Source organism: Amycolatopsis sp. NPDC114504, from assembly GCF_055633595.1.
This window is the reverse complement of record NZ_JBVKDU010000007.1, coordinates 455,409-469,755: the sequence shown is the minus strand read 5'-3', so window position 1 is coordinate 469,755 and position 14,347 is coordinate 455,409. Positions and strand designations below refer to the sequence as shown.

Genomic DNA, 14,347 nt, shown 5'->3' with positions numbered 1-14,347 from the left:
GAGTGGGAAACAGGGTGAGAACACTGTTTCCCACTCACGACCAGCCGCGGCAGACCGGCTCAGTCGAGGTCGAGGTCGTCGATCAGGGCGAACATCTCGTCGTCCGTTGCCGACTCCAGCTTCTCCTCCACCGCCGTGACCGTGGTCGAAGCACCGTTCACCCTCGCCAGCAGCTCCTGCAGGCGGGTGCCGAGAGTCGCCCGGGCCGAAGAATCCGCCAGCAGCTCCGGCAGCGCGAACTCCACCCGGTCCAACTCGGCCAAAGCGGGGAGGATCGCCGCCGGGACGTCCGGGACCAGCTCGGACCTCAAGTACTCCACCAGGACCGTTGTCGACGGGTAGTCGAACAGCAACGTCGCCGGCAGCCTCAACCCCGTTGCCGCGCCCAGCAGATTCCGCAGCTCGACCGCGCTCAGTGAGTCGAAGCCCAGCTCCAAGAACCCTCGGTCCGGCTCGATCGCGTCCGGGCCCGCGTAGCCCAGGACCGTTGCCGCGTGGGTGCGGACCAGGTCCAGCAACGCTCCGTCGCGTTCCGCCTCCGACATTCCCGCCAGCCGGTGGGTCAGGCTGTCCGCCGGGTCGGCCGGGGCCGTCGTCGCGCGGACCGCTCGCCTCACCGGGGTGCGGATCAGGCTGCGGAGGATCACCGGGATCGCGTCCTCGCCGACGCGGTCGCGCATCGCCTCCACCACCAGCCGGACCGGCAGCAGGACCGCCTCGTCGAGGGTGCAGGCCACGTCGAACAGGTCCAGCCCCTCCTCCGACGGCATCGGCTCGACGCCGCCGCGGGCCAGCCGCGACAGGTCCGCCTCGCCGAGCTTCCCCGTCATGCCGCTGCGCTCGGCCCAGAGGCCCCACGCCAGCGACAGCCCCGGCAGCCCCTGCGCCCGGCGCACGTGCGCCAGCGCGTCGAGGAACGCGTTGGCCGCCGCGTAGTTCGCCTGGCCCGTGCCACCGAATGTACCGGCGAGCGACGAGAACACCACGAACCCGGCCAGGTTCATCCCGGCCGTCAGCTCGTGCAGGTGCCAGGCCGCGTCGACCTTGGGCCGCAGTGCCGTGTCCAACTGGCGGGTCGTCAGCGCCGACACGACGCCGTCGTCGAGGACGCCCGCCGTGTGCACCACCGCGGTCAGCGGGTGCTCCGCGGGCACCGACGCGAGCAGCGCGGCCAGCGAGTCCCGGTCGGCCACGTCGCAGGCGGCCATGGTGACGTCCGCACCCCACGCCGTCAGCTCTTCGACCAGCTCACGAGCGCCTTCCGCGGCCGGCCCGCGCCGGCTGGTCAGCACCAGCCTGCGCGCGCCCCTGGCGGTCACCAGGTGCCGGGCGACCAGCGTGCCGAGCGTCCCGGTGGCGCCGGTGATCAGCACCGTGCCCTCGGGGTCCCACTCGGTGACCGGGGCCGGGGCGGTAGCCGGGACCCGGGCGAGGCGGGGTACCTGGATCGCGCCGATCCGGACCGCGACGTGCGGCTCGCCGCACGCCACCGCCGACGGGAGCGCCGCGTAGGAGACTTCGCGGTCGTCGAGGTCGACCAGCACGAACCGGCCGGGGTTCTCCGACTGCGCCGAGCGGACCAGGCCGACGACCGCCGCCGTCGCGAGGTCGGTGATGCCTTCGCCGACCCGCGTCGCGATCGCGCCCCGGGTGACGAACACCAGCCGCGAACCGGCGAACCGCTCGCTCGCCAGCCACTCCTGCACCTGCTCCAGTGCGCCGTGGGTGGCGGTCCGGACGGCGCGCGCGACGTCCTCGTCGTGCTGCGGGCCGCTGGTCATCACGACCACCTCGGGCACCGGGGCACCCGCCGCCACGGCCGCGCCGAGCGCGTCGAAGTCCGGGTAGGACTCCACCGGGACACCTGCGGTGCCGAGGGCCTTGGTGACGCGGACGCCGACGTCGTGGCCGACGACCGCCCAGCGTTCGGCCGCCGAGTGGCTGACCGGGGTGATCGGGGCCATCACCCAGCCCACCCGGAACAGCGACTCGTGGTACGCCGACCGCGCGACGTCGAGCTGCTCGGCCGAGACCGGCCGCAGCGTCAGCGAGCCGATGGTGGCCACCGGCAGGCCGTCCTGGTCGGCGACCGCCAAGGCCACCGTGTCGTCGCACTGCCCGGTGACGCGCACCCGCAACGCCGACGCGCCGCCGGCGTGCAGGGTCACGCCGGACCAGGTGAACGGCAGGACCGCCCGGCTTTCGTCGCGCAGGGCGACGGTGTGCAGGGCCGCGTCCAGCAGCGCCGGGTGCAGGCCGAAGCGTTCGGCCTCCGCCCGCTCCTCCGCCGGCAGGTCGACTTCGGCGAAGATCTCGTCGCCGACGCGCCAGGCGCGGTGCAGGCCCTGGAACGCGGGCCCGTAGGCGAACCCGTTGGCCGCGATGCGGTCGTAGAGCCCGTCGAGGTCGATCGGCTCGGCGCCGGCCGGCGGCCAGGTCCCGGTCAGGTCACCGGCCGCGGGGGCCGCCGCCGCGGCGAGGGTGCCGCTGGCGTGCGTGGTCCACGGCTCGTCCTCCATGGCCTCGCCGGGACGGGAGTAGATGTCGATCGAGCGGGTGCCGAACCGGTCCGGCCCGCCGACGGCGACCTGCAGCCGGACGCCGCCGCTCTCCGGCAGCACCAGCGGGGCGGCGAGGGTCAGCTCGTCGACGCGTTCGCAGCCGACCTTGTCCGCCGCGTGCACGGCCAGTTCCATGAACGCCGTCCCCGGCAGCAGCACGCTGCCGAGCACGACGTGCTGGGCCAGCAGCGGGTGACTGGTCGCCGACAGCAGGCTCGTGAACAGCGCGCCGTCCGAACCGGCCAGCGACACCGCCGCGCCCAGCAGCGGGTGGTCCGGTTCGCTGAGCCCGGCGCCGGTGACGTCGCCGGCCACGGCCGGGACGTCGAGCCAGTACCGCTCCCGCTGGAACGCGTACGTCGGCAGTTCGACGTGCCCGCCCCCGGCGAGCACCGCGGCCCAGTCGACGTCGGCGCCGGCGGTGTGCAGCCCGGCGAGCGCGGTGAGCAGCGACCGTTCTTCGTCGTGTCCCTTGCGCAGCACGGCACCCACGCTCAGCTCGGCCGGACCGGCGCAGTCCGGGACGAGCGCGGCGAGCACCGCGTCCGGGCCCAGCTCGACGAACCGGGTGACGCCCTCCGCGACCAGCCCGCGGATGCCGTCGGCGAACCGGACGGCCTCGCGCACGTGCCGCACCCAGTACCCCGGCGTCGCGACGTCCCCGGCCGCCACGACCGGGATCCGCGGCTGGTGGTAGGCCAGTTCCTCCGCGACCGCGGCGAACTCGGCGAGCATCGGGTCCATCAGCGGTGAGTGGAACGCGTGCGAGACGTCCAGGCGCTTGGTCTTGCGGCCCAGCGCCGCGAAGTGCTCCTTGAGCGCCAGCACGGCCTCGGTTTCGCCCGAGACCACCACGGCCTCCGGTCCGTTCACCGCGGCCAGGGACACCCGCTCGTCGAGCAGCGGGACAACCTCGTCCTCGGCCGCGGCGATCGCCACCATGGCCCCGTCCGAAGGCAGGGCTTCCATCAGTCGGCCGCGGGCGGCGACCAGCTTCGCCGCGTCGGCCAGGGACAGCACCCCGGCGACATGGGCGGCGGCCAGCTCACCGATCGAGTGCCCGGCGAGGAAGTCCGCGTGGACTGCCCAGGTTTCCAGGAGCCGGAACAACGCCACTTCGAGGGCGAACAAGGCGGGCTGGGTGAAGCCGGTGCGGTCGAGCCGGGCGGCCTCCTCCCCGAAGACGACGTCGAGCAGCGGCAGGTCGAAGTGCGCGCACACCGCGTCGAAGGCGTCGGCGAAAGCCGGGAACCGCTCGTACAGCTCGCGGCCCATGCCGAGCCGTTGCGCGCCCTGGCCGGTGAACAGGAACGCCGTCCGGCCGGTGCGCGCGGTGTGCACACCGGGCCGATGCGCCAGCGCGGCCAGTCCGTCACGCAGTTCGCCGAGGTTCTCGCCGACGACCACCGCGCGGTGCCCGAACTTCGCGCGGGCGGCCAGGGAACGGGCGACGTCGGCCGCGTCCACTTCGGACTCGGTCGCCGCCAGCAGGCGCTGGGCCTGGCCACGCAGGGCGGCTTCGGACCGCGCCGACACCGGCCAGACGCTGAACCGTTGCGCTGTAACGGCTTCCGCCGGCTCTTCCGAAGCGGGAGCCTCCTCGATGATCGTGTGCACGTTGGTGCCGCTGACGCCGAACGAGGACACCGCCGCGCGGCGCGGGTGGCCGTTCGCGGCCCATTCGACCGGCTCGGACAGCAGCCGCACCTGCCCGGCGGACCAGTCGATGTGCGGCGACGGCGTCTCGGCGTGCAGCGTCCGTGGCAGGACGCCGTTGCGCAGCGCCTGCACCATCTTGATCACGCCCGCGATGCCGGACGCGGCCTGGGTGTGCCCGATGTTGGACTTGACCGAACCCAGCCACAAAGGACGGTCACGGTCCTGGCCGTAGGTGGCGATCAGCGCCTGCGCTTCGATCGGGTCACCCAGCGTGGTGCCCGTCCCGTGCGCCTCGACGGCGTCCACATCAGACGGTGTGAGGGCCGCGTCGGCCAGTGCCGCGCGGATGACCCGCTGCTGTGCGGGCCCACTGGGCGCGGTCATGCCGTTGGACGCGCCGTCCTGGTTGACGGCGCTGCCCCGCACGACCGCGAGCACCGGGTGCCCGTTGCGGCGGGCGTCGGAAAGCCGTTCGACCATGACCATGCCGACGCCTTCGGCCCAGCCCGCGCCATCGGCGTCCGCGGAGAACGCGCGGCACCGGCCGTCCGGCGACAGCGCGCGCTGCCGGCTGAACTCGACGAACGTGTCGACCGACGAGATCACCGTGACGCCGCCGGCCAGCGCGAGGTCGCACTCGCCCGACCGCAGGGCCTTGACCGCCCAGTGCAGCGCCACCAGTGACGACGAGCACGCCGTGTCGACCGTGACCGCCGGGCCCTCGAACCCGAAGGTGTAGGCGATCCGGCCGGACGCGACACTGCCCGCGCTGCCGGTCGCCAGGTGCCCCTCGAACTCGCCGGGCGCGTGCCGCACGCGGGCGCCGTAGTCGTGGTAGTTGGAGCCGACGAACACGCCGGTCCGGCTGCCGCGCAGCCGAGCCGGGTCGATGCCGGCGCGCTCGACGGCCTCCCACGACGTCTCCAGCAGCAGCCGCTGCTGCGGGTCGATCGCGGGTGCCTCGCGCGGCGCGATCCCGAAGAAAGCCGGGTCGAACTCCGCCGCGTCGTGCAGGAAGCCGCCGCCGCGCGTGTAGAAGGTGCCGGGCTTGTCCGGATCGGCGTCGAAGAGCCCTTCGACGTCCCAGCCGCGGTCGGCCGGGAACTCCCCGACCGCGTCGACGCCGCCGGCGACGAGCCGCCACAACGCGTCGGGATCGGTGACGCCACCGGGGTAGCGGCACGACATCGCGACGATGGCGATCGGCTCGTCGGCGACCGCCGTCACCGGGGCGGCGGTTTCGGTCACGGTGTCGTCTACGTCACCCACCAGCTCGCGCCGGACGTGCGCGGCGAGCGCGACGGCGGTCGGGTGGTCGAAGACCAGCGTGACCGGTAGCCGCAGGCCGGTGACCTCGCCGAGCCGGTTGCGCAGGTCGACGGCGGTGAGCGAGTCGAAGCCGAGGTCGCGGAAGGCGCGGTCCGGCTCGATCGACTCGGGTCCGGGGTAGCCGAGCGCCACCGCCGCCTGGGCCTGGATCAGCTCGAGGACCAGCCGGTGCTGCTCGTCCTCGCCGAGCCCGGTCAGGCTCTCGGCCCAGCCGGCTTCGACGGCCTCGGTTTCCCGCGCGGTGGCTTCGGGGATGCCCAGCAGCGCGGCACTCGGCCGGCCCTGGGCGAGGGTCTTGCGGTAGCGGTCCCAGCGGATGTCGGCGACCGCGAGCACGGTCTCGCCGGAGTCCAGGGCCTGCTGCAACGCGTGGATCGCCAGCTCGGGCGCCATCGCGGGCAGGCCTTGCGCGGCCAGGCCCTCACCCCGGCCGCCGCTCCACGCGCCCCACGCCACCGCCGTCGCGGGCAGGCCCGCGGCGCGACGTTCGCGGGCGAGCGCGTCGAGGTAGGTGTTGGCCGCGGCGTAGCTCGCCTGGCCCGGTCCGCCGAGCGTGCCGGCCAGCGAGGAGAACAGGACGAACGCCGAAAGGTCGCGGTTCGCGGTCAGTTCGTGCAGGTGCCGGGCGGCATCGGCCTTGGGCCGCAGCACGTTCGCGATGCGCTCGGGAGTGAGACCGTCGAGGACGCCGTCGTCCAGGACGGCGGCGGCGTGCACCACCGCGGTCAGGTCCGGCAGGCCGGAGAGGAGCTCGGCCAGCTGGGCGCGGTCGGCGACATCGCAAGTCGCGACGGTCAGCTCGGTGCCGAGGTCGGCCAGTTCGGCGGTCAGCTCGGGGAGGTCCTGGCCGCGCCGGCTGGTGAGGACCAGCCGTTCGGCTCCGGCGCCGGCGAGCCAGCGGGCGAGGTGCGCGCCGATCCCGCCGGTGCCGCCGGTGAGCAGCACGGTGCCGGACGGCTGCCACGGCGTCGTCGTGCCGCGGGCCGGTTCCGCCCGGACGAGCCGGCGGCCGAAGACGCCGGACGCGCGGACGGCGACCTGGTCCTCGCCGGGCGACCCGAGTACGGCGGCGAGCCGGGCGACGACGCGGGCGTCGAGGTCGGCCGGGAGGTCGACGAGGCCGCCGAAGCGCTGCGGGTACTCCATGGCCGCGATCCGGCCGAAGCCCCAGGTCAGGGCCTGTTCGGTGGCGCGGATCGGGTCGGTGGCGCCGGTGCTGACCGCGCCGCTGGTGGCCCACCAGAGCGGCGCGTCGCTGCCGGCGTCGCCGAGGGCGTGCAGCAGCGTCAGGTTCGGGACGAGACCGTCGAGCAGGGAGAGCACGCCCTGGAACGGTCCCGCCTCGCGAAGCAGCTCGGCCCACCGCTCACGGTCCACTTCGGACGGCAGCTCGAGCGCCCGCGCACCGAGGCCATCGGCGAGGCCGTGCGGGTCGGGTCCGACGACGAGCCAGCCCGCCACGGTGGTGTCGGTCGCGACGGTGAGCGGCGTCCACTCGACCCGGTACCGCCAGCTGTCCACAGTGGACCCGGCGTGCCGCTTCGCGCGCCAGGCGGCGAGTGCCCCGAAGTCGGACTGCTCCACGGCGGCCCAGAACGCGTCGTCCAGCGGGTCGGTGGCGGCGGGGACGTCCAGCCAGTAACGCTGGTGCTGGAAGGCGTAGGTGGGCAGCGGGATCGTCGCGGCGCCCGGGAAGACCGGCGCCCAGTCGACGTCGACGCCGCGGACGTGCAGTTCGGCCAGCGACGTGCGGAAGCGCGTCAGGCCGCCCTCGTGACGCCGGAGCGTGCCGGTGGCGATGGCGTCCGGGACGGCTTCGGCGATCGCCGACGTAACGACCGGGTGCGGGCTGACCTCGACGAAGACGGTGTGCTCGCGCGCCGCCAGCGTCTCGATGGTCTGGGTGAACAGGACCGGCTGACGCAGGTTGCGGTACCAGTACCCGGCGTCGAGGGCTGCCGTGTCGATCGGCTCGGCGGTCACTGTCGAGTAGAACGGGACATCGCCGGTCCGTGGCTCGACCGGGGCCAGGACTTCACGCAGTTCGTGCTCGATCGCTTCCACGTGCACGGAGTGCGACGCGTAGTCCACCGGGATCACGCGAGCGCGGACGCCGTCGGCCACGCAGCGCGCGACCAGGGCTTCCAACGCCGCCGGGTCACCGCAGACCACCGTCGAAGCCGGGCTGTTGAACGCCGCGATCGAAATCCGGTCGTCGAGCAGGGCGGCCACGCGAGACGCGTCCAACGCGATCGACGCCATCCCGCCCCGGCCCGCGAGTCCCGCGGCGATCGCCTTGCTGCGCAACGCGACCACGCGGGCACCGTCCATCAGCGACAGTCCACCTGCGACCACAGCGGCGGCGATCTCGCCCTGGGAGTGCCCGACGACGGCGTCCGGCTCGACACCGTGCGACCGCCAGAGCGCCGCGAGGGAGACCATCACCGCCCACGACAGGGGCTGCACGACATCGACCCGGTCCAGCGACCCGTCGCGCAGTTCGGAGAACGGCGACCAGTCGACAAAGGACTCCAGCGCCGCCGCGCACTCCGCGAACCGCCCGGCGAACACCGGCGACGAATCCAGCAGCTCCACGGCCATGCCGGCCCACTGCGCGCCTTGGCCCGGGAAGACGAACACCGTCCGGCCCGCCGCGGAGGCCACGCCGGTCACCACGGACGCACTCGGCGTCCCGGCCGACAGAGCGTGCAAGCCGGCCAGCAGTTCTTCGCGGTCGTCGCCGAGCACCACGGCCCGGTGCTCGAACGCGGTCCGCGTCGAGGCCAGGGACCAGCCGGTGTCGGCGATGTCCGCGGGGCCGAACGCCGCCAGCTTTTCCGCCTGCGCGGCGACGCCGGCCGCCGAGCGGGCCGAAAGCACCCACGGCACCGGCCCGGCCACCGGCTCGCGCACGATTTCCGGCTCGGGCGCGGGATCGTGTTCGAGCACGACGTGGGCGTTGGTGCCGCCGACGCCGAACGAGGACACGCCGACGCGGCGCGGTCCCGGCTTGTCCGGCCACGGCGTGGCCGCGGTGAGCAGTTCGAGCGAGCCGGCGGACCAGTCGACGTGCGGCGACGGGTGTTCCGAGTGCAGCGAGCGCGGCAGGACGCCGTGCCTCATGGCCAGCACCATCTTGATGATGCCCGCGGCGCCCGCGGCGGCCTGGCTGTGCCCGATGTTCGACTTGACCGAGCCGAGCCACAACGGCGCTTCGCGGTCACGGCCGTAGGTGGCCATCAGGGCCTGGGCCTCGATCGGGTCGCCCAGCGTGGTGCCCGTGCCGTGTGCCTCGACCGCGTCCACTTCGGACGGTTCGAGGCCGGCCGCGGCGAGTGCGGAGAGGATCACGCGCTGCTGCGACGGGCCGTTCGGAGCGGTGAGCCCGTTGGACGCGCCGTCCTGGTTGGTGGCGGTGCCGCGGACCACGGCCAGCACCCGGTGCCCCTTGCGCTTCGCGTCGGAAAGGCGTTCGACGAGCAGCATGCCGACGCCCTCGGCCAGGCCCATGCCGTCGGCCTCGGCGGAGAACGGCTTGCTGCGGCCGTCGGCGGCCAGCGCGCGCTGGCGGCTGAACGCGACGAACGGTGCCGGGGTCGACATCACCGCGACGCCGCCGGCGAGCGCGAGGTCGCACTCCCCCGACCGCAGGGCCTGGCCGGCCAGGTGCAGCGCGACCAGCGACGACGAGCAGCCGGTGTCGATCGTGACCGCCGGGCCTTCGAGCCCGAAGGTGTAGGCGACGCGCCCGGACGTGACGCTGCCCGTGCCGCCGGTGACGAGGTGGCCTTCGACGCCTTCGGGGACTTCCCGCAGCCGCTGGCCGTAGTCGTGGCCGCTGGCGCCGACGAACACGCCGGTGCGGCTGCCGCGGACGGCGGCCTGGTCGAGCCCGGCGTCTTCGAACGCCTCCCACGAGGCTTCCATGACGACGCGCTGCTGCGGGTCCATCGCGAGGGCCTCGCGCGGGCTGATGCCGAAGAAGCCCGGGTCGAACTCGGCCGCGTCGTAGAGGAACCCGCCGGCGCGGGTGTAGCTGTGCCCGACGCTGTCGGGGTCGGCGTCGTAGAGCGTGCCGGGGTGCCAGCCGCGGTCGCCGGGGAACTCGCCGATGGTGTCGGCCTCGGCCATCATCAGGTCCCACAGCTGCCGCGGGCTGCCGATGCCGCCGGCGAACCGGCAGCTCATGCCGACGATGGCCAGGGGCTCGTCGGTCGCGGTGACCGGCGCGGCGATGGTGGTGGCAGCGGAATCGCCGAACACCTCGGTGCGGACGTGCCGGGCGAGGGTCGTCGCGTTCGGGTAGTCGAACACGAGGGTGGCGGACAGCTTGAGGCCGGTGGCGGCGGTGAGCCGGTTGCGCAGCTCGATCGCGGTCAGCGAGTCGAAGCCCAGCTCGCGGAACGCGCGCGAGGCGTCGACGTCGTCCGGCCCCGCGTAACCGAGCACGGTGGCCGCGTGCTTGCGGACCAGGCCGAGCAGCTCGCGGTCCTGCTCCACTTCGGACAGTGCGGACAGCTTGGCGCGCAAGGCACCCGCCGCCCCGGTCTGCTCCTCGGTGACCTCCGACTCGGCGGCCAGCACGGCCGCGACCTCGGGCACCTCGGACAGCAGCGGCCGCGGGCGCGCGGCGGTGAAGACCGGGACGAACCGCTCCCAGTCGATGTCGGCGACGGCCAGGAACGGCTCGTCGTGGTCGAGCACCTGGCCGAGCCCGAGCAGGGCCGGAGCCGGGGCCATGAACGGGATCCCGCGCCACTTGAGCTGGTCGGCGACGACGTCGGAGACCATGCCGTCGCCGGCCCAGATACCCCAGGCGACCGAGGTGCCGGCCAGCCCGCGGGCGCGGCGGCTCTCGGCGAGCGCGTCGACGAAGGCGTTGGCGGCGGCGTACGCGCCGTGGTCGCCACTGCCCCACACGCCGGCGACCGAGGAGTACAGCACGAACGCGTCGAGGTCGGCCTCGCCGAACAACGCGTCCAGGTGGCGGGCGCCGGCGAGCTTCGCGCGGGCGCCCTCTTCGAACTCGGGCAACGTCGTGTCGGACAGCGGGGCCAGGAGGCCGACGCCGGCGGTGTGGACGACCGTGCGGATGCCCGGCAGGCCGCTGACCAGCGACGACAGCGCCTCGCGGTCGGCGACGTCGCAGGCGGCGATGGTCACCTCGACGCCGAGGGCCGTCAGTTCTTCGCGCAGTTCGACGGCGCCGGGGGCGTCGGGACCGCGGCGGCTGGTGAGGACGAGGTGCTCGGCTCCGCGGCCGGCGAGCCAGCGGGCGACGTGCGCGCCGAGCCCGCCGGTGCCGCCGGTGATCAGCGCGGTGCCGCTCGTCCGCCACTCGGGGGCGGTGCCGTCGACCGGCGCGCGGCGCAGGCGGCGCTGGTACAGCCCGGACTCGCGGACGGCCAGCTGGTCTTCGTCGCCGATGCCGGCGAGGACGGCGCAGAGCCGGGTCGCGGCCTGCTCGTCGAGGTTCTCCGGCAGGTCGACCAGGCCACCCCAGCGGTCGGGGTGTTCGAGGGCGAGGACACGGCCGAGGCCCCAGGTCGTGGCCTGACCCGGGTGCGGCAGCTCGTCACCGGGCACGACGACGGCGGTGCCTTGGGTCGCGAGCCACAGCGGCGCGGTGACGCCGGCGTCGCCGAGAGCCTGGGAGAGCAGGAGGTTCGCCGCGAGACCGGCCGGCAGCACCGGGTGCGCGGCGTGCGCACTCTCGTCGAGCGCGAGCAGCGAAAGCACCCCGGCGACGTCGGACTCGCCGCGCAGCCGCTCGGCCAGCGACACGCGGTCGTCGGTCTCGTCGATGCGCAGGGTGCGGACCGTCGCACCGGCTTTCTCCAGGGCGTCGAGGCAGACGTCGGGCGCGTGCACGACCAGCCAGGTGCCGGACAGCGCGGGTGCCGGCTCGGCGACCGGGTGCCAGGTGATCCGGTAGCGCCACTGATCCACTGTGGACAGTTCGGTGCGGCGGTGGCGCCAGTCCGCCAGCGCGGGCAGCACCTCCTGCCACGGCGTTTCGGCGGTGACACCCAGCTCGTCGGTGAGGGCGCCGTCCTCGACGGCGTTCCAGAACTCCCCGTCCGACTCGGCGGCGGCTTCGACGGGGGTCTCGAGCCAGTAGCGCTGCCACTGGAAGGGATATGTCGGCAAAGCGACCGGCCGCGCGTCCGGGTGGACGGCCGCCCAGTCGACGTCGCGCCCCTGCGTCCACAGGTGCGCCACCGAGGTCAAGAACCTGGTCAGGCCGCCTTCGCCGCGCCGGAGAGTGCCGACGACGGCCGCCGAACCGGGGTCGAGCACGTCGTCGAGGGTCTCCTGGAGGCCGCCGCCGAGGACGGGGTGCGGGCTCGACTCGACGAAGAACCGGTGCCCGTCGGCGATGAGGGTCCGGGTGGCGTCCTGGAAGCGCACGCGCTGCCGCAGGTTGCGGTACCAGTAGGCGGCATCGAGCGTCTCAGCGGCCGCGCCGGTGACGCTGGAGACGAACGTGACCCGCGGGGCGCGGGGTTCGAGGTCCGCCAGGGCTTCGAGCAGTTCGGCTTCGAGGACTTCGACGACGGCGGAGTGCGAGGCGTAGTCCACCGGGATGCGACGCACGCGCAGCCCGTCGGCTTCGGCGCGCGCCAGGACGTCCTCGACCGCGGCGATCTCGCCGGAGATCACCACCGACGCGGGTCCGTTGACGGCCGCGATGGAGACACCGTCCGCGAGCAGCGCTTCAACCTGCGTTTCGGGCGCCGCGACCGACGCCATCGCACCGAGCCCGGCAAGCCGTCCCGCGATCAGCTTGCTGCGCAGCGCGACGACCTTCGCGCCGTCGGACAGCGACAGCGCGTCGGCGACGACGGCGGCCGCGATCTCGCCCTGCGAGTGCCCGACGACAGCGTCCGGCGTGACGCCGTGGGCCGCCCACAGCGCGGCGAGCGACACCATGACCGCCCACGAAACCGGCTGCACGACGTCGACGCGTTCCAGGGCCGCCGCGTCGCCGAGGACGTCGGTCAGCTTCCAGTCGACAAAAGCTTCCAGAGCCGACTCGCACTCGGTCATCCGGGCCGCGAACACCGGCGATTCACCGAGGAGCTCGACGGCCATCCCGGCCCACTGCGCACCCTGGCCGGGGAAGACCAGGACCGTGCCGCCCACGGCCTGAGCCTCGCCGCCGACGCCCGCGGCCGTGCCGGATTCGGCGATCTCGCGGACGCCCGCGAGCAGTGTGGGCAGGTCCCGGCCGACCACGGCGGCGCGGTGCTCGAACGCCGAGCGCGTGGCGGCCAGGGACCAGCCGATGTCGGCGATGTTGGCGTCCGTCAGCTCGGCCAGCTCCGCCGCGCGAGCCTTCAGCGCGGCGTCGGACCGCCCCGACAGCAACCACACCGCGGTGTCCACAGTGGATTCTTCGAAGTCGGCGGGTTCCTCGGTGACGCCTTCCAGCACGACGTGGGCGTTGGTGCCGCTGCCGCCGAACGACGACACCCCGGCCCGGCGCGGCGCACCCGTCTCCGGCCACTCCTGCTGCTCGGTCAGCAGCGAAACCGCGCCGTCGGACCAGTCCACGTGCGGGGTCGGCTCGCCGACGAACAGCGTCTTCGGCAGGACGCCCGCGCGCAGCGCCAGGACCATCTTGATCACGCCGGCGACCCCGGAGGCCGCCTGGGTGTGGCCGATGTTCGACTTGACCGTGCCCAGCAGCAGCGGGCGCTCGCGGTCGCGGCCGTAGGTCGCCTGCAAGGCCTGGGCCTCGATCGGGTCGCCCAGCTTGGTGCCGGTGCCGTGCGCCTCGACGACGTCGACCTGCTCCGGCGCGAGCCGCGCGTTGGCCAGCGCCGCCTCGATCACGCGCTGCTGGGAAAGCCCGTTGGGGGCGGTCAGGCCGTTGGACGCGCCGTCCTGGTTGATCGCGGTGCCGCGGATGACCGCGAGCACGGGGTGGCCGTTGCGGCGCGCGTCGGACAGCCGCTCCAGCAGCACGACGCCGACGCCCTCGCCCCAGCCGGTGCCGTCGGCGTCGGCGGAGAAGGCGCGGCAGCGGCCGTCGGCGGAGAGGCCGCGCTGGCGGCTGAACTCGACGAAGTTGCGGGGGTTGGCCATCACGGTCGCGCCGCAGGCCAGCGCCATCGTGCACTCGTCGTTGCGCAGCGCGGAAACCGCCAGGTGCAGCGCGACCAGCGACGACGAGCACATGGTGTCGACGGTGACGGCCGGGCCCTCCAGCCCGAAGGTGTAGGCGAGCCGGCCGGACAGCACCGCGGCCGAACCGCCGGTGAGCAGCAGCCCTTCCAGGCCCTCGGGTGCGGTGACCATGCCGCCGGCGTAACCCTGGTTGCTGGCCCCGACGAACACGCCGGTCGAGCTGCCGCGCAGGGCCGCCGCGTCGAGCTTCGCCCGTTCGAAGGCCTCCCAGGTGGTCTCCAGCAGGAGCCGCTGCTGCGGGTCCATCGCCACGGCTTCGCGCGGCGAGATGCCGAAGAACGCCGGGTCGAACTGCGCGGCGTCGGTCAGGAAGCAGCCGTCGCGCACGTAGCTGCGGCCGATCCGCTCGGGGTCGGGGTCGTAGAGCTCCGGGTCCCAGCCGCGGTCGGCGGGCCACGGCGAAACGGCGTCCCGGCCCTCGGCGAGCAGGTCCCAGAGCTGCTCGGGGTCGGTCACCCCGCCTGGGAACCGGCAGCTCATCGACACCACGGCGATCGGTTCCGCGCGGCGCTCGGTGACGTCGTGCAGGCGGCGGTTGGCCAGCTTCAGATCGGCCGTGACCCGCTTGAGGTAGTCACGGAGCTTGTCCTCGTTGCGCATCTGCG

Annotated in this window: 1 protein-coding gene; it reads right to left on the bottom strand. The window is 74.1% G+C overall.

Translation table 11 applies throughout. The features are described from left to right. Positions 1-59: 59 nt before the first annotated feature. On the bottom strand, positions 60-14,342 hold the full coding sequence (locus tag ACZ7PG_RS48860) for a type I polyketide synthase (protein WP_470246487.1): 14,283 nt from the start codon (positions 14,340-14,342) through the stop codon (positions 60-62). Positions 14,343-14,347 lie beyond the last annotated feature (5 nt).